At 43.7% G+C, this 21093-nt stretch carries 19 protein-coding genes; 4 read left to right on the top strand and 15 right to left on the bottom strand.

Translation table 11 applies throughout. From position 1 onward, the window contains the following. The first annotated feature begins 30 nt into the window (after window positions 1-30). Window positions 31-189, top strand: a complete 159-nt coding sequence (locus ACE1CD_RS03615; RefSeq protein ID WP_374821678.1) for a hypothetical protein — start codon at window positions 31-33, stop codon at window positions 187-189. Here ACE1CD_RS03615 and ACE1CD_RS03610 read toward each other — a convergent pair. From ACE1CD_RS03610 to ACE1CD_RS03600, 3 genes are all read right to left on the bottom strand, one after another. Beyond that, window positions 169-5280: an AAA family ATPase gene (locus tag ACE1CD_RS03610; protein WP_374821675.1), complete on the bottom strand. Its 5112-nt coding sequence runs from the start codon at window positions 5278-5280 to the stop codon at window positions 169-171. The genes ACE1CD_RS03615 and ACE1CD_RS03610 overlap by 21 nt on opposite strands. 133 nt (window positions 5281-5413) lie before the next feature. After that, a complete protein-coding gene (locus ACE1CD_RS03605) occupies window positions 5414-6949 on the bottom strand; it encodes a DUF5009 domain-containing protein (RefSeq protein WP_374790702.1) in 1536 nt (511 codons plus the stop codon). After that, the gene (locus ACE1CD_RS03600; RefSeq protein ID WP_374790700.1) at window positions 6946-7506 is read right to left on the bottom strand and encodes a DUF2808 domain-containing protein; all 561 of its coding nucleotides are present in this window, start codon (window positions 7504-7506) and stop codon (window positions 6946-6948) included. The genes ACE1CD_RS03605 and ACE1CD_RS03600 overlap by 4 nt, the downstream gene beginning before the upstream one ends. Before the next feature lie 197 nt (window positions 7507-7703). On the opposite strand from ACE1CD_RS03600, the gene ACE1CD_RS03595 reads away from it, so the two are divergent. Then, window positions 7704-8204, top strand: a complete 501-nt coding sequence (locus ACE1CD_RS03595; protein ID WP_374790698.1) for a hypothetical protein — start codon at window positions 7704-7706, stop codon at window positions 8202-8204. A 71-nt stretch (window positions 8205-8275) separates the two neighbouring features. On the opposite strand, the gene ACE1CD_RS03590 is transcribed toward ACE1CD_RS03595, so the two are convergent. The 5 genes from ACE1CD_RS03590 to ACE1CD_RS03570 form a co-directional block, all read right to left on the bottom strand. Further along, the gene (locus ACE1CD_RS03590) at window positions 8276-8563 is read right to left on the bottom strand and encodes a TMEM165/GDT1 family protein (protein ID WP_374790696.1); all 288 of its coding nucleotides are present in this window, start codon (window positions 8561-8563) and stop codon (window positions 8276-8278) included. Window positions 8564-8599: 36 nt separating this feature from the next. Continuing rightward, window positions 8600-8905: a TMEM165/GDT1 family protein gene (locus ACE1CD_RS03585; RefSeq protein ID WP_374790983.1), complete on the bottom strand. Its 306-nt coding sequence runs from the start codon at window positions 8903-8905 to the stop codon at window positions 8600-8602. A gap of 434 nt (window positions 8906-9339) precedes the next feature. Next, a complete protein-coding gene (locus ACE1CD_RS03580) occupies window positions 9340-10269 on the bottom strand; it encodes a DUF4388 domain-containing protein (protein ID WP_374790694.1) in 930 nt (309 codons plus the stop codon). Window positions 10270-10442: 173 nt separating this feature from the next. Next, the gene (locus tag ACE1CD_RS03575; RefSeq protein ID WP_374790692.1) at window positions 10443-11972 is read right to left on the bottom strand and encodes a serine hydrolase; all 1530 of its coding nucleotides are present in this window, start codon (window positions 11970-11972) and stop codon (window positions 10443-10445) included. Window positions 11973-12221: 249 nt separating this feature from the next. Continuing rightward, a complete protein-coding gene (locus ACE1CD_RS03570) occupies window positions 12222-12572 on the bottom strand; it encodes a YkgJ family cysteine cluster protein (protein ID WP_374790690.1) in 351 nt (116 codons plus the stop codon). 141 nt (window positions 12573-12713) lie between these two features. On the opposite strand from ACE1CD_RS03570, the gene psb30 reads away from it, so the two are divergent. After that, on the top strand, window positions 12714-12908 hold the full coding sequence (gene psb30 / locus ACE1CD_RS03565) for a photosystem II reaction center protein Ycf12/Psb30 (RefSeq protein ID WP_374790688.1): 195 nt from the start codon (window positions 12714-12716) through the stop codon (window positions 12906-12908). Window positions 12909-12963: 55 nt separating this feature from the next. Here the strand turns inward: psb30 and ACE1CD_RS03560 are convergent, their stop codons facing one another. From ACE1CD_RS03560 to ACE1CD_RS03530, 7 genes are all read right to left on the bottom strand, one after another. Next, window positions 12964-15039, bottom strand: a complete 2076-nt coding sequence (locus ACE1CD_RS03560) for a DHH family phosphoesterase (protein ID WP_374790686.1) — start codon at window positions 15037-15039, stop codon at window positions 12964-12966. Continuing rightward, window positions 15039-15464, bottom strand: coding sequence for a hypothetical protein (locus ACE1CD_RS03555; RefSeq protein WP_374790684.1), 426 nt, complete (start codon window positions 15462-15464; stop codon window positions 15039-15041). The genes ACE1CD_RS03560 and ACE1CD_RS03555 overlap by 1 nt, the downstream gene beginning before the upstream one ends. Before the next feature lie 100 nt (window positions 15465-15564). Next, window positions 15565-16005 (bottom strand): hypothetical protein, encoded by a 441-nt coding sequence (locus ACE1CD_RS03550; protein WP_374790682.1) that lies wholly within the window; start codon window positions 16003-16005, stop codon window positions 15565-15567. 122 nt (window positions 16006-16127) lie between these two features. Further along, window positions 16128-17444, bottom strand: coding sequence for a hypothetical protein (locus tag ACE1CD_RS03545; RefSeq protein ID WP_374821673.1), 1317 nt, complete (start codon window positions 17442-17444; stop codon window positions 16128-16130). A gap of 135 nt (window positions 17445-17579) precedes the next feature. Continuing rightward, window positions 17580-18884: an exonuclease subunit SbcD gene (sbcD, locus tag ACE1CD_RS03540; RefSeq protein ID WP_374790981.1), complete on the bottom strand. Its 1305-nt coding sequence runs from the start codon at window positions 18882-18884 to the stop codon at window positions 17580-17582. 81 nt (window positions 18885-18965) lie between these two features. Beyond that, window positions 18966-19697, bottom strand: a complete 732-nt coding sequence (gene cysH / locus ACE1CD_RS03535) for a phosphoadenosine phosphosulfate reductase (RefSeq protein ID WP_374790678.1) — start codon at window positions 19695-19697, stop codon at window positions 18966-18968. 360 nt (window positions 19698-20057) lie between these two features. Then, window positions 20058-20366 carry an RNA-binding protein gene (locus ACE1CD_RS03530; protein WP_190464172.1) on the bottom strand — a complete coding sequence of 103 codons (309 nt, stop codon included), beginning with the start codon at window positions 20364-20366 and terminating at the stop codon, window positions 20058-20060. Window positions 20367-20799: 433 nt separating this feature from the next. On the opposite strand from ACE1CD_RS03530, the gene ACE1CD_RS03525 reads away from it, so the two are divergent. Next, entirely contained in the window at window positions 20800-21081 is a 282-nt protein-coding gene (locus ACE1CD_RS03525) for a glutaredoxin family protein (protein WP_374790676.1), read from the top strand. Window positions 21082-21093 lie beyond the last annotated feature (12 nt).

The raw sequence follows: 21093 nt of genomic DNA, 5'->3' as shown, positions 1-21093 counted from the left end.
TATTCCATCGGAAACCCGGTTTCTCAGGTTTTGTGGAAAATTCTGCAAGATGTGAGTTTTTGGACATCTGGCAGTCCAACCCAACCTATTACTAATATGGCTCAGGTAGACAATTATTTGAAAGAGTTAGCAGAGCAGAAAACCCAAACCTTACAGGGAATGCGATCGCTAGTTCCAAAAATCATCTAACTCCAGATCCCCTGCTTCTGCCTGGATTTCTTGGAAATAATCGCTTTGAGTAATGGCAGCAACTTCCTGCTGGCGCTTTTGCTGGTCAATTTCAATGCGGAGTTCTTGCAACTGGCGTTGCAGATCTTCTTCTTTGCGCCTGCGTTCGGTGACATCTTGAATAATCCCTTCAAAATAAAGCACATTGCCATCTCCGTCGCGAACCGCACGGGCATCTTCCTGTACCCAGATAATACTGCCATCTTTGCGATAAGCTCGATACTCAAAGTCTTTCACTTTCCCTTGGGACTGCATCAGGTGATAGAACTCATCCAAGCTGCTAGAGTCAACATAAATTTCGCTCCCAATGTTGCCGATGGAAGCGATCATCTCATCGGGAGAATCGTAACCATAGGTACGTGCCATAGCCGGATTAACGCTGATGTAACGACCGGAGGGGGTAGCTTGGAAAATGCCCTCTAGCGCGTTTTCAAAGATACTGCGGTAATTTTCTTCTGCGATCCGCAGTTCTTCATTTTTGGCGATCAGTGTTTGATAGAGGCGGGCATTTTCTAGAGAAATAGCTGCTTGGGACGATAAAATTTTGAGAACTTCTAAGCGAGCGGGGGTAAAAGCGCCTGTAGCGAGATTGTTTTCTAAGTAAAGAATGCCGATCGCTTTGCCTTGATTGACAATCGGAACACACAATAATGATTTCGGTTGGTGCTGGATAATATAGCGATCGGCTGCGAAGGTCGCATCTGTTGTCGCATTTGCCAGTACTAACACTTCTTGGGTACGAAAAACATAATTAATTACTGATAGAGGTATCTCTTTGCTTTCGCTGACAGGCACTGAGGGCAGCACTTTGACGGCAAGGTTTGAATTATGACTATTTTCATTCTGTGGGAGATAATTTTCTAAATTCGGACACCCAGTTACGGCTTCAAGAACTAAATTTTCTCCCGAAATTAACATAAGAGCACCTTTAGATGCTCCCGCATTTTCAATCGCTACTTCCATCAGCTTGGAGAGCAATTTCCCCAAATTTATTTCTCCAGAAATAGCTTGAGAAGCTTTGATGACACTTCCCAAATCTAGAAACTGAGACATACTGCCACTGGTAGAAGTGACGGTTGCTTTCTTCATTTCAAGAATTGTCTCTTGTCTGTCAAAGCTAGTTGTTTCTGGCAGAAATTCGGAGAGCAATTCTGGATAACATTTTTGTAAATCTGCAAGTTTGGCTGTAGCTCCCCAACGCTCGTAAGTGTAGTAGGCATCAGTTAGATATAATTTGGCAATTTTTTCTTTCCCCCACGCCAGATACATTTTGGCAGAAAGTTCGTAAGCTAGGGCTTCTTCGTGGATAAATTCATTTTCTTTCGCGAGGGCGATCGCACGATCGTAATAATAAGTTCCTTGCGTAAAATTACCAAGCACGCGATGCTGCTCTGCCTCGATCAAATAATATTTATGCAGATAATTTATCGGCGCATAGTACGTCCATTTCTGCATATTATCTTGATTCGCTTTAACTTTTTTGAAGATATCGCCTCTGTTCTTTTTAGTTTCATTAAATGTCTCTAAACGAGCTAATGAATCATATAAATAAAATGCTGGAACGCACAACATTCCTGTCATGCTGTCCAAATATTCTTCTGCCAAAACAGCATTTTCAACAGCTTGATATGGCTGCCCGAACAGATAATAGAGAATTAATTTGCTTAAATATATATTATGCAGTCCGATGCGATTATTTGTGGCGTGAAAATCTGCTAAAGATTGTTCCTCATTATAAGCTTCCCCAATTAAAACGCACGGATTTTCCGATTGTCCTTTTAAATTCAATACCACTTGTCGAAATATTTCATTATAATTCAATGGTTTTTCTTGCTTCAACTGAGCTAGGGCATTACTGAAGGTTTTTATTTCCCGTTCAAGCTCTGTTAGTTCCAAACCGCAGAAAAAAGAGTACTGACATTTAAAAAATGCCGAATACCCTACGTGTTGCATATCTCCTGTTTCCAGTCCGCTTTTGTAGGACTCTTGCAGCAGCGATAAAGTTTCCCTGGCTTTATGTTTGCGATGCCAAGTAAACATCGGCACTTTGAAGAATATCTTACTCTTCAATTCTTTAGCATTTAAACGTTCCAATAATTTGAAAGCTAGTTCTCCAAATTGATAACCGTTTTCAATATCTTGGAACAGTCCGCATAAAATTCCTGCGTAATCAGCATAACTAGAAGTTGATAAGTTTGCGTTCCCATATTCGATCGACAACTTCACCTGCTCAAAACCCATCAACATAAACAGGGGCGGGATAAGATTGTAGGCAGCAGGTGCTAAACTCGATATAATTCTCAGAGCTGCTTGTTTGCTCGCATCTTGCATCAACGGCAGATTAATCAAATCGGGTATGTTCTTACCTTTCAAATAAGCATTTGTTTCCTCTAATCCCCGCTGAATATCTGACTGCGTAGGCGAATTCGGTAAGTTTACGCCCAATAGCTTCAGCACTTCTAGCCCAACTTTAAGCGCCTCGTGTTGGTTAATTTGGGTGTAGGTATAAATTTTGGCTTCATAAACTTTCACTTTGTCGAGAACAGTTTTTGCGTGTTGCAGGACAACTGCTGCGAATTTTTCCATCTGCTCAAAGTCGCCGTTTAAGTAGGACGCCTCTGTGACAGACTCGTACAATCCCAAAGTTAAGTCATACTGATTTTGCCAGCTAGAATCTGGTAACAGTTCTATGCCAACAGATAAATACCTAATAGCAGCTGCATAAGCAGTAGACACCATAGCCTTACGTCCGGCAATTAGGTTTAACTGTGCCAGTTCGATCCGTTCGGTTTGTTTCGTAATTAACTCTTTGCCAATATTTAATTGGTTGACAATATCAAAAATAAGTTCTTCCCTTTCTGCGAGAGGAGTATTGCTTAATAACAACTGTCCTATTTTCAGGTGAGTTGACTGTTTCTGTGATTCGGGGATGAGAAAATATCCAGCTTGCTGTACCCGATCGTGCAAAAATTTATAACGTACAGACGAATGGCGATCGTCTGCACTCGTAGGTTCAGATTCCTGAAATAGCTTGTAAACTTCCCCAACAGGAATAACTAGCCCTTCTTGTAAGGCTTTCCACAAATCAGCCGCTGTTTCGCCTTGAGATTTCTCGTGTACTATTGCCAGAGTTGCCAAGTCAAATTGGTTGCCGATGCAAGCTCCCAGTTTCAAAACTTCGCGGGTATTTTCTGGGAATTTTTGCAACTGAGTTGCCATAAACTCGACTATATCATCGCTGAGGGATAGCGCTCGTACTCCTGCGATATCGCACTGCCAATAACCGCTATTAAAGTCAAAAAATATTAACCCTTCTTCATATAGTGATTTCAAAAATTGATTGCTAAAGAAAGGATTGCCTTTGGTTTTTTGAAAAACCAGTTCTGTTAAGGGCATTGCCCGTAATGGCGGACAACTGAGAGTATCGGCAATCAAGCGATTTAGGGAAGTTTGGTCTAGGGGCGCTAATATAATTTGATTAATTATCGCTGATTCTTTGCGAATTTCGTCCAATGTGAGCATGAAGGGATGGGCGTCGGAAACTTCGTTATCCCGATAAGCACCAATTAGCAAAAGATTGTGGCTATTTTTCTCGCTCATCAGCAATTGCATCAATTTTAAAGATGCTAAATCTGCCCATTGTAAGTCATCCAAGAAAATGACGAGGGGATGCTCTTTGGTGGCAAATACTTGCATAAAATTTTGAAATAGCAAATTGAAGCGATTTTGGGCTGCACTACCTTCCAGTTCTGCTAAGGGAGGTTGCTTACCGATGAGGATTTCTAGTTCTGGAATAACATCAATAATGACTTGACCGTTTTCTCCTAAAGCTGCCAAGATTTTGGCTTTCCACTCGGCTAGGTCGGCGGCACTTTCAGTGAGCAATTGCCGGATGAGATTCTGGAATGCTTGTACCCAAGCAGAAAAGGGGATATCGCGCTTGAATTGGTCGTATTTACCTTTGATGAAGTAACCGCGCTGGCGGACGATCGGTTTGTGGACTTCATTGACTATGGCAGTTTTGCCAATTCCGGAAAATCCTGCTACCAGCATCATTTCTGTGCTTCCGAAACTCACTCTGTCAAAGGCGGCTAAGAGGGTTGCTACTTCTGCTTCTCTACCGTACAGCGTTTCTGGAATTGAGAAGCGCTCGGCGATATCCCTTTTTGCCAAGTCAAAGGGTGATATCCTACCTTTCGCTGAGTATTCCTGCAAACACTTTTCCAGATCGTACCTGATACCAAATGCAGACTGATACCGCTCTTCTGCGGTTTTGGCCATCAGTTTGATTACCATATTGCTCAATACCTGGGGTATGAGTGGATTTACATCTATAGGCGGAACTGGCTTTCTGGCAATGTGGCAATGGACTAATTCCATTGGGTCATCGGATTGGAAGGGAAGTTTTCCGGTGAGCAGTTCGTAGAAGGTAACTCCCAAGGAATAAAAATCGGTGCGATAGTCGATACTTTTGTTCATCCGTCCTGTCTGTTCGGGGGACATATAGGGTAGTGTCCCTTCTAGGACGTTTGGGTTTTGAATTTCCTGGTTTTCTTTTGGTAGTAGGGTGGAAATGCTGAAGTCAATCAGTTTGATTTGTCTGGTTTCGGGGTTAATCAGAATATTGTCGGGTTTAATATCTTTGTGAATAACGCGGTTTTGATATAATCCTTCTAAGCTTTCGACAACGTGGATGGCAATCTGAAGAAATTCTTTAAGGGAATCGGCGGATGTGCCAAAACCTCTTTCCCCGAATTTTTGCATTTCTTCTTTGAGGGAAATACCGCCAAAGTCTTCCAGGACTAAAACTAACTTGCGATCGAAGGTTTGCAGTCGCAGGTGCTTGACAACTCCTGGCAAGTCAAGATTTTTAGCGATCGTATACTGGTTGCGGAACTGCACCTGTTCGTTCAGAGGGGGATTGTCAGACTTGAGCAGTTTGATGACTATTGGTTGAGTGTCTGATTCGGAAATACCCCGATAAACTTCGGTTCTGGAACCTGAGTAAATCTGCTCGGTGAGGCGATAGCCAGGAATTGCGATCGAAGCCATTTTTTTACAACCAGTAATAAACTTTTATCTGTATTGTTTGAGGTATAGCCAAGAAGGATACTTTTTGTCAACCGTGCTACTGAGGTTAGCAGCCTTATATCTTGGTATTTGTGGGGAATGGTGTACGCGATCGCTATGTTCGCCAAAATATTTTATTTTTGGTAAAGATTCTTACAATATACGCCACTATAAAAGTGTAAAGTATACCTTTAAGGAATCCCAGCCAGGGAGTTTTGGTGTTTTCTATGACCCACCCATCTATTTTGGTTAACACTAAGATTGGCCATACTAAATTGGCAAATCCTACGTAGGCAATCATCGGGTTCTGGCCATTGTCTATTAATATTTGTAAATTTTTTTGGTATTTAAAGATATCTATTATTATTGTAAAAATAATTAATATGAAGAAAGCCATACCTACAGTCACAAAATAGTAGCTAAAAGTGGCAGGATCTTTTTTGATGCCGCTCTGAAATGGCTCAAAAAATAACCCCAAAAAAAGCCAATAAACGCCCCATTTATATAATTTTTTGATTAAATATTCGGTTTCGTTGGTAGGTTTGCTGAAGAAAAACCAACATAGCCAACATAGCGCAGCACTGAGTAAAGTTGTTTGCCATATCCATCTAGCTTGCAATCCTACCAGCAGCGCTAAGCAGTTAAATAATAGTAATAAAATAATACAATAAAACCGATTTTTAGACCATTGCCGATTTGTTTTTTTAGATAATGGTTTATCTTCAGTTGCTCCGGACGGATCGACCGCATCTGCATTTGGGTTTGTTTGGAGCCAATTTAAAATCAAATCCCCCGCAATAGTGCCGGGTATTACTACGAACAAATAGGACAAATAGGCAAACTGGAAAATCCAGGGTATTGGTGAAGTTGACCAAAGCTGTCCGATCCAACTGTTACCGACAGTAGCTGACAAACGCACGGCGAATAATAAAGCCAAAAATCCCAGACGTACCCATAAGTTTGACTTTGTAAATAACCAGATTATGGAGCCAAAAACGGCTATATTAGTCAGAACAATTAGGATAATATCGCTGCGATCGAGCGAAAACCCGCTGCCATCCGGATATTGCAGTTGAGAAAGCAGTACAATTACCGATACCCATGCTATAACGGTAATTGTTGTGCGTTGCCATTTTGGTAGAGAATCCGGCAAACGTACAAACATAAAAAATAGTACTAAAAATCCCCACAAAGCAATCCACCATTTTTGGGTAGTATACGCTTCACTGATTACAGTCGGGCGCAAATGCTGAAGAACTATGGCAAATGTTCCTAAAAAAAACCCTCTTTTGAGGATATATAAAATAACTTCTATGTAATTATCTTTTTTGGCAAGGCGACGAGACAGTGCTAAGGGTATGGCTGCTCCCATCGAAAATAAAAATAATGGAAATACGAGATCGACCCAGGTTAATCCGGGCAGATTGGGATTGTAGTTGTGAGTTGGCGGCGGTTCTTGGGCGTGATACATCCAAGTGGGTAATATCCTGTAGGCGATCGTACCCGATAAGATCATTGTTAAAACGGCGAATCCACGCAGAGCATCTAGGGCGTAGGCGCGTTTTTGAGTAGCTACAGTAATAGTTTTTTCCTCCTCTTGGCCGATGCAAGGATTTTGGATTGGCGATCGATCCGCAACAGCCCGTTTCAAGGCCAACCGAAATCTCTATTATCGTAGAAATGCAGGCGTCCGAAGCCGAGAAACTGACCGTGTGTTTTCTCACCTGCGGGAAAAGCTGTGACTCCAAATAAGTAGACTCCGGCATATTTGGGATTGCGAATGGGATTGAGCGCAATTGTGACAGTTTTGCCTGGAGGCACTGGCGGATCGAATGCGATCGAGAGCATACGTTTATTATCATCCCTCATTACAGATCTTAGCGCCACACTTTTACCTTTTTCCGCGCGAGTTCCCTCAAAAGCGCGGCTATCTTCCAAATCGAATTCAATATCATCTATTCCCTCTTGCTGGGTAATCGTCACTCTTTGCAGCGGTTCTCCGGCATTCTCCGGTACGCTGAGAGTAAAATAGTATTTAGCTCCCCAGACATAAACGTCGTTAAAGGTTGTTGATGCAGAGACGAGGCTGGGAGGTTGGGCGAAGTAAACTGTGCCATCCGCTAAGCGAATAGCCGATGCTGCTGCGATGTTGGACAACAGTCCTGCTGTCAACGTTAACGTTGTTCCTAAAATGGTAGAAATACGCATCGTCCTTGCCCAAAATTAATCTTTAAAAAGCGAAAGAAAAATTAATTAACAGATTATTGTTGAGTTAACTTAGTTCTTAACAATTATTATATTAACTTTTTTAAATAGGTTTGACAGTAAACTCTGTAAAAATATTTCACACTTGTTGCAAAAGATTTTAGTTAAGCTAAAGATAACGCCTAAAGCAAGGAAATTATATGTCTGCTTTTTCTAGCGTTGAATTAAAACGCCCCGTATGGCAAACAGTAGTTATTTTTACGTTGGCCTTTTGGCTGAGCGCAACGCTGATTCTCGATTTAGTAATTATGCCCGGTATGTATGCGGCGGGCATGATGAATCAAGCCGGATTTGCCACGGCTGGGTATATTATTTTCTGGTTTTTTAACCGCATCGAGCTACTGTGTGCTGCCTTGGTATTAACAGGGGCTTTAGTTCTCGATCGCACTCATTATATTGGTGGGAAGCAGAGCCGTAACGCAATTATCTTATCTTCCATACTTCTGACGATCGCTCTGGTTTGCACCTATGCCTTGAGTCCCCAAATGAGTGCGCTGGGATTAAATCTCAATCTTTTTGAGCCTGTTGCGGAAGTTCCTGGCACGATGAATATGCTCCATGAAGGCTATTGGGCTCTTGATGTAATCAAACTCATTGCTGGTGGTGCGATTCTCAGCCTGTGCTATCGGGAAAGATTGTAAAGTAGGGTGGGGTAATGCCCACCATCCATATTGAAATATTTGTAGGGTGGGCAATGCCCACCCTACATTTTTTAATCGGACGAATCGGCTGCGGGCCAAAGCAAACGTACCCCCATAAAGGCAAAACCGATCGCTGCGATCGTCTTTACCAGACGGACAGGTAACAGAACAGATGCGCCTTCTCCCGCCAGTACACCCAGAAAGCTAGTCAGCAGTAACGCCCCAGCCGTTCCGAAAAATACTGTGCGCGGAAATTTGGAACTGCCACTGAGAGCGATCGCCGCCAGTTGGCTTTTGTCACCCAACTCGGACAAAAACACAGTAATGAAACTTAATCCCAATAGATTCCAGTCGAGCATATTAATTTTGAATTTTGGAATTTAGATTGTAGCGGTTTAGTAGTGGGTGACTTCCCAGAACAGCTGGATGGCGATGAATAGCAAACTCACTCCAGCTGCTTTTTTGAGCATTTGCGGAGATATGCGGTTTGCTAACCAGCAACCCAGCACGCACCCCAACAAGCTCGTTGCCACAAGCGCTGAGGACGCCCCAGCAAAAACAAGCCAGGGAGACTGAGATTCGGCACTCATCAGCAGCGTCGCTACCTGGGTTTTATCTCCCATTTCGGACAGGAAGATGGTCAAAAAGGTGGAGCCGAAGACAGCTAACGCTCCCTGCCGCACTTTCTGAGCTTGTCGGATCTGGTTTGTGTTGTCGGCAGGTTCGTCGTCGATCGAGTCTTTCGGTTTTGGCTCGGTTGCAGCTTCCAGGGTGCTAAGACTCTGACTGACTGATTCAAAAGCAGGCAAGCTCCCAGATGCAGAGGATAGTTTCACAGGCACTTTGGCTAACTACTCGCTTTTTTCATATTTTTTTCATTTTATCTGCTCCGGCACGAAATCTCACCCAGGAGGGAGGGAAATTTTAAAGCCAACCGAAAAAAGCGCAACACTATATGCGATCGGGCTGTGTTGCGCTTGTGTATAAACTGCGACGCATCTAGTTTTAATAATCGCAAGAATGTGAAACTCTTGTGGGGCGGGCATCTTGCCTGCCGTAGGGTAGGTTAGGTACGGGTGATAAATTCAGAACTTTCAACCAATAATCGACGATCGCTACCACTTACATCGCCTTGCTAGGCATTGCCAGAAAATTTATGTGTTAAGTCCGGCTTTGTAACAAAATCAAACAAGTTCTCCATTAAACAGTTGCAAGTTTTAGATCGCTCGCCTAGTTCTATTTTTAAAAAATTTGTTAAAAATTGATTCTCAGGAGGGTCTATAAAGTATTCTTCCACAGCTTCTTCGTTAGTGGAAAAGTCTTCCGAACTGAAGCTAAATGTAAACAGAGGAATTTCTTCTAATAACCCAGCAAACATCAATCGGAAAGCAGCTTGCTGAACTTTAACAGTAGGTTGATTAATTTGCTTAGCGATACTACTTAGAGATAGCGTGCCATCAGCATATTCCCAAATCTGCCATTCTAGGGAATTCAGTGGTAGTAGAGGTTTCCCCGATCCGATACTTTGAATTGCCGAAGTAGCATCGGGAATTACATCAGCAAAACCCTCCCAGTTAGAGAGCGATCTCAACCCCGCGAGAGCGACTTCCATCGCGGGAATGCTCAAGCCAGTCATCTCGGCAGTTGATAAAGTAGCTCTACAATCGAAATCAAATTTACCACTATGTATGCTGAAAAATCCACATATTTCGCGGATCTGGTCTGCAAAAATTGAGTTAAGCTGTTCTGCTTGTAAAGCACCTTGAGCCTTTAAAGTTAACCCTAAAGGAGCTTCTTGTTGAGAAAGTTTTTGCAGCCGTTCGATCGCTCGCTGACTCAACCAACCTTTTTCCACGATCTTAGAAATTAAACCTTGACCGTGGAGCCGGTCGCCAGCAGCTATGACCCGTCCTTGCTGAAACCAAATGTAGTATGGTCTTCGCTCTTCAGATACTGGAGAATCGGGCGGAATCGATAAGGTTAAGCGACCAGACTTTCCTTCCCGTTCTATCCATCGGAATAATTCAGCTAAGGAAAAGTCTTCAATACAACTGGCTGGTGTCATTTCTGCTGGCCCCAATCTCTGATGTTAATAGGGTTCGGCGATTAATTATATGAGCGATGCCTTGCCCCTACTTAAATGCTAGATTAAGAGCAAATAGTGAAAAAGTTGGGAAAACAGGGGCTTAGCCAAAATTAAGAAATTGTGTAGAGTACTTCATCCTGATTCTTTCGCTCCTAATTCGGTGATGGATTTTGATTGCTTACTGTGAGTCGATCGAACACAAAGCGAGACATTTGGGGAAATAATTTCCAATTGCTGGAGTAGGTGCGAGAGCTTCCTAAAATAGCCAAAATGTAAGCTACTTGACCATCTCTTGTCTTCACAAAAGCAACCTCGTGCCGCGAAGTAGAAGTCCATCCGGCCTTAGAAGCAAAGTCAACACTATCCGGTGGCAAAGATTCACCCAAAAAACCCCTGACCGGGTTGAAACCTCCTATGCTAGCCGAATCTACATCCCAAGCTTCTGGATGTAAATCCCTAGCCAGCAAACGAACCATTTTTCGACTGGCTGCCTCTGAAACTGACTTGCCCGTCACAATTTCATACATCAGTCTGGCAGCTTGATCGCTGCTAATTTTATTCTGCATGGGATCTTCTGGATCTTTCCACATTTGCATCTCCCTACCTTCTGGTTTTTGCAACTTCAAATAACCGATCGGATAGGTTTTTTGGTTGAGAATGATACCTTCGTACCCAGCTTTTTGGAAAAAATTATTCAGTTGCTGACGCTTATTGAGCCAATCTTGATACTCTTCGCCTTTTAATCTCGCTCCTGATTTCGCACCAGTAACTGCGTCCATAATCCGACTCGCAGCATCATTTGATGAGTTTTGAATCATCTGATAGAGGTCTACATTAAAGGCTGCTTCATCTGTAAAAATACCTTGTTCTAACAGAGCGTATACGTAAACCATCCAAAACATTTTGATAACGCTGGCAGGATACCTCAATTCCTGTTGTTGATATCCGGCAATTTCGCCTGTTTTGACGTTAATTAGAGTGATGGATAGAGAGTCTGTGGGCAAGTTTTTTTCATCGGCCATATTGACAAGTTCATCAACAATGGCTTGCAAATCTTGGCTTTGTTTCAGGTCTGGAGGGAGATTGGGGTTGTAGACTATTTCTATATTTTCTGGTGTCTGCTCCGAGAAACTTGCCAATGCAACTGTCCCAGTCGAGGCGGGAATTTCTGGCGGTGCTAAAGGAGATTCCGGCAATAATAGCACATTGGTAGGAGTGGGTTGGGGAGATGGCTCCGGTGCCGGAGGTCGATACACCAATCGCACCACTATTAATCCTACAAGGAAAAACATTGCCGCTACTCCCAAGGCTATGCCAGCCAATCGCAACTGATATACTCTGGCTAAGCGACGTTTCGGAGTAAGTCTCCTGGTGGGATGGGTCTGTTCTCGGGCAGAATGTTTAGCTCGGCGTCGTCTTCTTCTACGGCTTGGTTGTTTTTCCGGTAAAAGCGGAATATCTTCGATCCGACTTGGCTGTCTTTCCGGTAAAACAGGAATATCTTTGAGCGAAAGTGCAGATTGATGCTTATCCCGTTTCTGCAATGAGAAAAGCTGTTTTTGCAACTCGGCATTGTTCTGCTGCAACCGCTTGATAAATCGATTGGCACGGTTTAGTTTTTCCTCAAGCTCACTAATCCTTTGATAAGAGCTTTTGGATTGATATGGTTCTCGCTGTCTCACTCCTACCTCACTCCTACACCTTTTTGCTTTAATAGCTTGGTCTGTATTATCTTAGACTGGCTGCTTTTTTGCTAAAAAACTGTTCGTTAGGGCGTCGGGAAAGTCAAAAGTCAAAAGTTAAAAGTCAAAAAGAAGAGAGAAAAGAAGTAATAAACAGTAAAAATGAGCAAAAAAGCTCTAAACTGGAATATTGGTCATTTTAAACCAATATTCCAGTTTTGACTTTTGACTTTTGACTTTTGACTTCCCCTACTCCCCCACTTCTCGGTTAAAGCGAAGCAGTTCCAGGCTACGATCGCCATACACTCCCTCTATCTGTTGACGGCAACATTCGATCGCAAAATCGTTTAAGTCTTCCGCTTCGATACCGTACATATCCTGAAAAACGTCTGCCTCTACTCGACAAAAGCGCGGACGCTTAGCATAGATGCGACATTCCCGGTTAATGGGGTCAAAATTAATACACCATCCCCCTTCTCCCACCATACTCAGATATAGCTCCAACTCTTCTTTTGATAAATACTCTTCCAAATCGGGACGGTCTGCCGGATCTAGATGACAGCACGCTCCACACTGCTTTACACAACGCCAAGTTGCCATTGTTCCACACCTACTCTCAAGTCTCTGCCAGTCTTGAGCTTAGCGATTTTTCTGCCGCCCCGCTGACTTCACTTTTGTTTATCTTTTTTTATAGTTTTGTGAATTTAATTAAAAAACAGGTGCGATCGCCAGGTAATATAGATGGCGGATTTTCCAGTACAGTCATTCACTTGTTGGGTAAGTTTGGGAGGAAAAATGGATTTTCTATCTGGGATTCTTAGCCCTATCACCAGCCTCAACTGGGAAGTGATTGCCCAACTGGTTCTGCTGGCACTGATCGTGCTTGCCGGACCTGCGGTAATTGTGGTACTGGCTACTCGCGGCGGCGACCTGTAGAAAACTCTCGCGAGTTCAAGGGCGGCGAAAAAGGAGAAGGGGGATAATTTCCCCCTCAAACTTTTCTTTTGGCGATTTCCAAAGCTGTATAAGCTGCATCAACTAAGTGAGAATAAAAAGGTTGGGAAATATCGACCTCTTTGGCGTCTTCTCGGCTATTTCCAAGCAAGCCTATGGTTTGTCCGATTTCGATCGCCAAAACTTTTCCTTCTGCATTGCGAATTCTTAACTCGTGGGAAACATCTTTGGCAAAGAAGCCGCAGGTGTAACGTCGCTCTTTGTAGTAAAATTCTGCTTTGAGAGGAACAGTAAGAGATCGATCGATCGGCACTACCGACAGTCGAACTCCCACTAATTCCAGTTCAACAGTTTTGTTACCGTTAAAGTCGTTTTCCCGGAGTCGGTAGGCGATATCGACTGGGGACGGGAAGGGAAAGTAATCGCGCCATCGCCACGCGATCGCTTTAATTGTCAAAGACGAACTTTCGTGGGCGACCGTTAGTTTAACGTGACCTTTGCCGACGATTTGTTGTTCGACAACTCGCACGTTGGGTGAAAAGAAAACAGGTGCGGAATTTTCGATGCCACAGGGATGCAGAGCGTCAATTTGCTGGTATAATTCGTAATCTATTCGATCGAGATCGGCTTTGACATCAATGTTCAGCAGCGGTTTGAGGTGTTCTGGTTGCAGACATTGATGAGCAAAAGTACTGAGACGCGATCGAAATTCTGCTAAATTTTTTGCGGGCAGAGAAAATCCTCCCGCAGCCTTGTGTCCGCCAAACTTTCCTAACAAATCTTCGCAGAACAACAAAGCTTCAAATACGTGAAATTCGGGGATTCCCCGCGCCGAACCGCGAATGTGTTCGTCTTCTTCGTAAGTACCGATAAACACTGGCACGCCGTAGCGTTCCACCAAGCGAGAAGCTACAATACCGATAACGCCGTGGTGCCAGTTAGGTTGAACAACAACTAAAACCCGCTCTTGCTGCAAATCAATTTGACTTTGTTCGCACCAAGCAATTGCTTCCTGTTCGATTTGTTCGCACAATTCTTGACGATGCTTGTTAATTTGTTCGCATTGCATCGCTCTTTCTAGTGCTATCCCCATATCATCAGTAGTTAGCAATTCAATCACAATTTGGGGGTCGGCAATGCGACCCACAGCATTAATGCGGGGGCCGAGTCTAAAGCCAATATCTTCCGGCTTTAAAGATTTTGGATTTGGGATTTTGGATTTGGGATTGAGAGATTGAGAATTGCTAATTGCTGAAGTTGAGTTTTCCCCATTTACTCCGCTTTCCTGCACGCCAGACATTTGAATTAACGCCTGGACTCCTGCTAGCTGAGATTCGGGTAGGATTTGCAAACCGCGTTTTACCCAGCGGCGGTTGACACCGGTTAAGGGTGCTAAATCGGCGATCGTACCTAGTGTAAATAATTCCAGCATCGGCTTTACTAAGCCTTTCGCTTTGCCTAGCTGTTGCGCTAGAGAAACTGCCAAAATATAAGCAACGCCAACTCCAGCCAGACTGCGATAGGGAGAGGATTCTGGAATTAATTTGGGATTGAGGATGGCGTCAGCGGGTGGTAGCTGTGGCGGAATGTCGTGGTGATCGGTAACGATAACTTTTATACCCAACTGCCGCGCTCTATCGATCGGATCGTAAGCTGAAATACCGTTATCTACCGTTAAAATCAGTTTGACATCTTCTGCGTAAAACTCTTCTATAATGCGTTTATTTATACCATAACCTTCGCTCATACGACTGGGAATGGCATAATCAACCAAAGCGCCTAACCAGCGAAGACTACGCAGTAACAAAGCGGTGCTAGTCATACCATCAGCGTCGTAGTCCCCGCAAATGGCAATTTTTTCCTGATTTTTTATTGCTTTTTGCAATAATTCCAGACTCATCGCCAAATCGGGAAATTCTTCTATTGGTGAAGGCAAAAGTTGAGATTCCGGATCTAAAAAAGCTTGTACTTGTTCCGGTGTCTCTATGCCTCGGTTAAGCAATACCTGCGCCAACAATGGGGACAGGTGATTTGCAATCGCTAGTTTTTCGGCTTTTTCTGGCAATTCTGGATAAATATGCCATCGCTGGTTAGGCAATCGTTTATTGTGCATTAGAAGACCAAGACATTACCGGGAATTTCCGTATCGTAGATCGCGCGATCGTCATCATAGTAGCTGCTGGGATACAAATCCAAGTTTATCGTTTGAGAATTTGGTTTAACGAGCTTGCCTTGCAATCCGATTTTTTGTTGATTTGTCCAGTACAGGACTGAAAGACCGTGTTCGTTATTTCTCAGCTTGAATTTAAATCTGCGCCTTTCTTTTGGCTGGATAGTAATCTGGTCGGTGTAGGAGGGTATTTCGACTTGAACTGTCTCCGATGTTTGATTTCTTACCTGTAAACTTATCGGCATTTCTGGTTTTAGCACTTTTCCCGTCTTCAAAAATTTCGGGCCTGCCAGGGCTGTACTAAATATTACAACAGGAGTAGCGAACAGAGCAGTTGCTAACAACAGAAAGCGTGGAAGTTTAGGCATAACAGACCCTGCCAAAATTTGGTTTCAAATTTAATAGCAAAAAGCCATTATACAGAAAGTACAGTTTGTTTGACGATCGCGTCCAAAAATTTACCTTTTTTTAAAGTACAGTAACGCGACCGTCGTTGAGAATGTAGATAGAGCGATCGCCTGGAGGACGACCGCCAGGACGCAACTCGATCCGCAGCGTATCCTCATCCGGCTTGGAAAGTCTCGTCACCAAAGACAGACCCGTCGCATCCCAAAACACCACCGACAAATTCGGTTCCGTTCCCGTCCACCGTTGAAATCTGACCTCCTGTCCCGGTCGCAGGGGAAATGCGTCCGTATCCTGTACCTTTTCCAAAAGCACAATACTACCTGTGCGGTTAACAACCTGTATATTTACCCGCTGTCCGGGTATAAACCCAAGCGGGGGCGGCGGACACTTGGAAGCGCAAGTACCTGCCAGTGTTAGCTGAGGATGTTCTGCGTACCCCAGCAGAAGAGCAACTCCCATTAGGACGGTAGGGAATAGTGATTTCTTCTTTCTTGCAACCATAACTGTAAATCAAATCCAGTAATCTCAAGAAGATATGCGTAACTATCGTTACCCGACATTATCCTCCATCCACTACTGTTGAATTATTTTTTCTAACGAATTGTTTATCTCATTAGGGTTCATCAAGCAGGTTTCTCCAAGACAACTATGGTGTCGTGTTTGATCGTTCCTGCCCAATTTACATTTCTTGGTAGATTCAATTGGCGATTTTTTAACAGCAGGTTAAAATGGTATTGCTTACAAAACCCTACTTCGCAAGCCAATTCTGTCAAAATTGATGCTACTGGGATATCAACGCCGCAAATTTTACTGATATCGCCTATAGAAAAACAGTAGTAACCGCCTGGACGCAAATGCGAAAAACTACTGGCAAAGTGGTTTTTCATATCCTGAAAATACTTATATACAACTCGCGCTCTTAATTCATTCTGCCCTTTCGATGCCTTGTAATTATTACCAGTATAAATATCCTCAATTAAAGAATCCAGAAATTGATTTCCCGTGACGCCAAGAGCTTTGCATTCTTCTCTAGGTATGCGTTTAGTTCCTATTTCCTTTGAGTATAAATCCAATCGCTCGCGATCGCTCTCCACCATTCCCAGCCAATGTAGTTCAAATTTAGCCGCCCAAACATAATCTATGGCATTAATATAAGGTGGAGAAGTTACAATAGCATCGCACAACCATTCACCTGACAAAGTTCGCGCATCCGCCAAAGGTAACTCTTCCACATTGTTAATTGATTCTTCTAAAAATGGATTCCATTCAGCTATTGCTTCAACTGCTTTTTCCACATATTGCAAAAAATATCTAAAAACATCCGCTCGCGAACGTTTAGGTATTTCTTCAAAACGAGAACGTTTAGCTGCTAGGAGCATTCCATCGTTTATATTTGATGTTTTTCTTACGGTTGAGGCAAAGGCCAACCAAAGTACAGGTTGAATTGTGATTTTTGTTTCTTCTATATGTTCTCGAATAATTTCAAGTCCTTCTTGAACTTGTTGTTGAAACCAGAAATCCTTATTGGCAAAGTGAACTGTGTTTGGTGCATATTTCTGATTTTCCGAAGTTTTAATAATTGCTGATGCTGACTGCAAAACTTCGCTAGGTGAAACAGGAGAGGTTTTGACGCGACAAATCAGACGGCTGAGAGGGTGATAGTCTAGCCAATATACAGATGCTCCATACTTCAGACTCTCAATTATTGTCGTACCAGATCCAGCGAAAGGATCTAGTACAGTAAATGGTTTACGCGCATATTTATGTAAAAACCAACGTGGAATTTCAGGAATTGATTTAGCGGGTTGAAAGCCAAGCGAATAAATCTTTAGAGCAGGTTTTCTAGTTACAGAAATAAACGCTCCTTCATCTAGGTCTGCTGGAATATCTCCTTCAATATGTAGATATGCAGTTTGTTGATTTTGTACGGCAACTATCATAGGTGTTTGTTAGAAGAGTCTAGAATCAAGCGTTTGGGCAATTAAGAATGTCCTAACTGACTTTTCATCAGTTGCTATACTATTTACTTACAAACTTAATTTATTCCCATTGGTTAGAGCTATTTCACGGAATAGCTAAAGCAAACGCAACTGACCGTCGGCATTTACCATCGGCATTTGATTTCCCTCTTCCATCTCAGATCCATCTAACCACGTTTCCGCCGACCCTGCGAGCAAACTTTGCGCCGCCTCCATCATTTCACCAGCAATATCTTTGAGGTCATCTCGGTTATCTAAATAAGTTTTCAGTGCTGATAACGGGTCGATGCTAGCGCTAGAACCTAGTTCGGGTAGGCGAGGTCGCGCCAACTGACTGAGTAATTCTGGTTGAATGGTATAGGTGTGGGCGCTACTTAACGCTGTGTGCAAAGAAGCGGTGTCGATTTGGTCTAGTTGTTCGGAACGCAGTTTGTAGATTAGTCGCACTACCGCGTGTTCTATATTCTTTTTTGCAATTGCTTTGAGTATGGCAGCTTGCGGGTCGTCTGATTTGGAAACATCTACTTCGATCGTACAAAACGATCGCACCGGTAGAGGACAAAATTCCCACTCAGCATTGCCTTTTTCCAGATGAATCAGCACATAACCTTTTTCTTCTTTTTCTTCGCTGAAATCTACGCGCTCAATGCTACCTGGATAAATCACTGGCGGGTCGTTAGACGAGTTGAGATTTTGGTGTTTGTGGACGTGACCCAAAGCCACATAATCAAAACAGGGTCGCGTCAGTAAAGATAGCGGAATTGTAAATCCTTTCCCAACTGCCAAATAGCGCTCTGCTCCCAAGATAGCGCGATCGACCATGATGTGAGCCAGCAGCACAGTCGGTATTTCTGGGTCTAAGCGGCGAATTTCACCTTCTAGCGCCGGTTCCAAGCGCTTAATCAATAAATCGTTGACTTCCGCTAGCGAGAGTCCTTCTGTTTCCGGACGTGTCAGCAGTCCGGAACGAGTCAACCAAGGAAGAGTAATAACTTGAACAAAACCATTGCGCGTTTGGATGCGGTGCGTTTCTATTTTATCCCCCACCTCAAACCCAGGCACTCCCAAAGTGCGATAAATGCCCAAACTTGCACCCCCCTGACCTTGGGAATGTTGGTCGTGATTTCCCACTAGCATTACTGTGGGGATTTGGGCATCTGCCAAACGGCGGAATTGACTCGCAAAAGCTTGTTTTACATACGGTGGCGGTGTAGCGTCGGGAAAAGCATCGCCACCGAATATAACTAAATCTACTGGTTCGGAAATTGCTCGATCGATACACCGACCCAGCGTGTTAACGAAATCTTCCAGCCGCGTATTCAAACCTGTTTGTGGGTTAATTCGTCCGTGAGGAAACCCACTTCCCATATGGATATCGGACAGGTGAAGAATTTTAATCATTTTAGTCATTAATTATTAATCATTAGCCATTAGTTAATTTTCCAATAACTAATGACCAATGACCCATGACCCATGACCAAATTAAATATGAATTCCGCACTCAGTCTTACCGGTTCCCCGCCAGCGACCGGCGCGTTCGTCTTCGCCTGGGGCTACTTGTGTGGTGATGGGTTCGTCCCCAATGCTGGGATAACCTTGGTCGTGTAAGGGATTGTAGATTACGTTATGCTCGGATACGTAAGCCCAGGTTTCTTTGCGCGTCCAGGCTGCGATCGGATTTACTTTGATCCGGTGTTTGATATCTTTTTCAAATATGGGCATATCGGCGCGAGTTACAGCTTGGTCGCGGCGACGACCGGTAATCCACGCAACAGCGCCTAATTCTGCCAAACCGCGTTGCAGCGGTTCGATTTTGGTGACGTAGTGGAATTTTTGAATGTCTCTGTCCCACAGCGCATCGCCGTAAGCGGCGGCAAAAGCTTCGCGGGAGTTGATGTCGGGAACTTTGTAAACCTGGAGATCTAAATTGTAGAGTTTGACAGCTTTCGCTACTAGCTCCAGAGTTTGGGGAAAATGGTGCAGGGTGTCTAGAAACATCACCGGTACGGCCTTTTTGGGCTTGAGTTCGCGGTAGAGAATATCGGTGATTACTAAGTCATCCACATTAAAAGCACTGGTTTGCACCAGTTTGGTGGGGATATTCGCTACACACCAAGCCAGGATTTCTCTGGGATGAGCGGATTCAAACCGCTGATTGAGTTCGTCCAGGTCAAGGTTGTCAATTTGTACCGGTGTTTCTAGAGAATATACCATGCTTCCGTCCGACTTCACTTTTCTTAACGTTTTCTCAATTTATTATACCCTGATATGCACGTAATCCGATCGGGTATTGTGCTTTATTATATAACGATCGAATTGACATGATGCAATTTTAATTGAGTATTATTGCTCAGGGGTTGTCTGAAGTTTATCATATCTGCGGCAAAAATATAAAAAAAACATAAAAATCCTGACGGGAGGGAGTGGGGGAGTAGGAGATAAATTTCGCCATTTTTTTAAAAAAAAGCTCAAGCATCTATGCCTGAGCCTTTTTTGCTTAAATTTATTAACCGAGACGGATGAATCTCAACACTGCAAATCTCAACACACTGAGAAGTGGCAAGTCGTTAATGCTTAGTACCGACGAGAGAAGCTGTTGTTGCTCCGACCGCGACCACCGCCACCAGAAGGACCGCGCTCTTCGCGGGGCTTGGCCTTATTGACTTTCATGTCGCGGCCCATCCACTCAGCACCGTCGAGGGCTTCGATCGCTGCTGCTTCTTCAGCTTCGCTGTTCATTTCAACAAAAGCAAAGCCGCGCAGACGACCTGTTTCCCGGTCGGTCGGTAACTGAACGCGCTTTACAGAACCATATTCTGCAAAAACGGCGCTCAGGTCTTCTTGGGTAACTTGGTAGGAAAGGTTACCTACGTAAATGGACATAGATTATCTCCAAAATCTAAGAGGTGCAGAGGTTGAGATTTCGGAGAGAAGCCTGTCAATACCAAAAGGGAAATGCCCATCAATACTAAAAACAAACGCCACAACCGAATCTTTATACTCATTTAGGATGGTAACACAGGCTGGCAAAATTAATACAGGAGGCAAGAAATTGTTATAAAACGCAACATAGCAAACTGAGCCTTATCTGGGAGTGTAGAAAAAGCGGCTTCTCGATCTGCTTCTCACAGAAGAATATTATAGTCATTTTGACACTCTGCCGGATAAATCGCGGCAAATTCTCAGTTGAACGAGTGGGCTCTCCGCTTGTAGATTCTCTGTAAACTCTCAAATGGGCGGCGCTGGCTAGAACAGCTAAGCCCCCCCAGTGTCAAAAGAGCCGATGTCGGCAGTATGAAGCGATCGAATCAAGCAAATGCGATTAATTTTGTACGGCAAGCCCGGTTGTCACTTGTGCGAAGGCTTGCAAGAAAAGCTCGAACAAGTGGAAAATCTTAAATTCGATCTAGAGGTACGGGACATCACCACTCGTGAAGATTGGTTTGAAGCCTTTCAATACGAAATTCCCGTCCTGTTCCGAGTGCGAGAAGAGCGTAATGGCGTAGAAGAACCAATACCCCGCCCTTCGCCTCGCGCTACGGTGCGGCAGTTGGAGCAAATGTTACAGAAATATCTTGTGAATAATGATTCAGAATAACCGCAATAGGGA

The sequence above is a fragment of the Aerosakkonema sp. BLCC-F183 genome, from assembly GCF_041929145.1.
Lineage (GTDB): Bacteria > Cyanobacteriota > Cyanobacteriia > Cyanobacteriales > Aerosakkonemataceae > Aerosakkonema.
The sequence above is the reverse complement of the archived record's forward strand: the minus strand, read 5'-3'. Positions and strand labels throughout refer to the sequence as shown.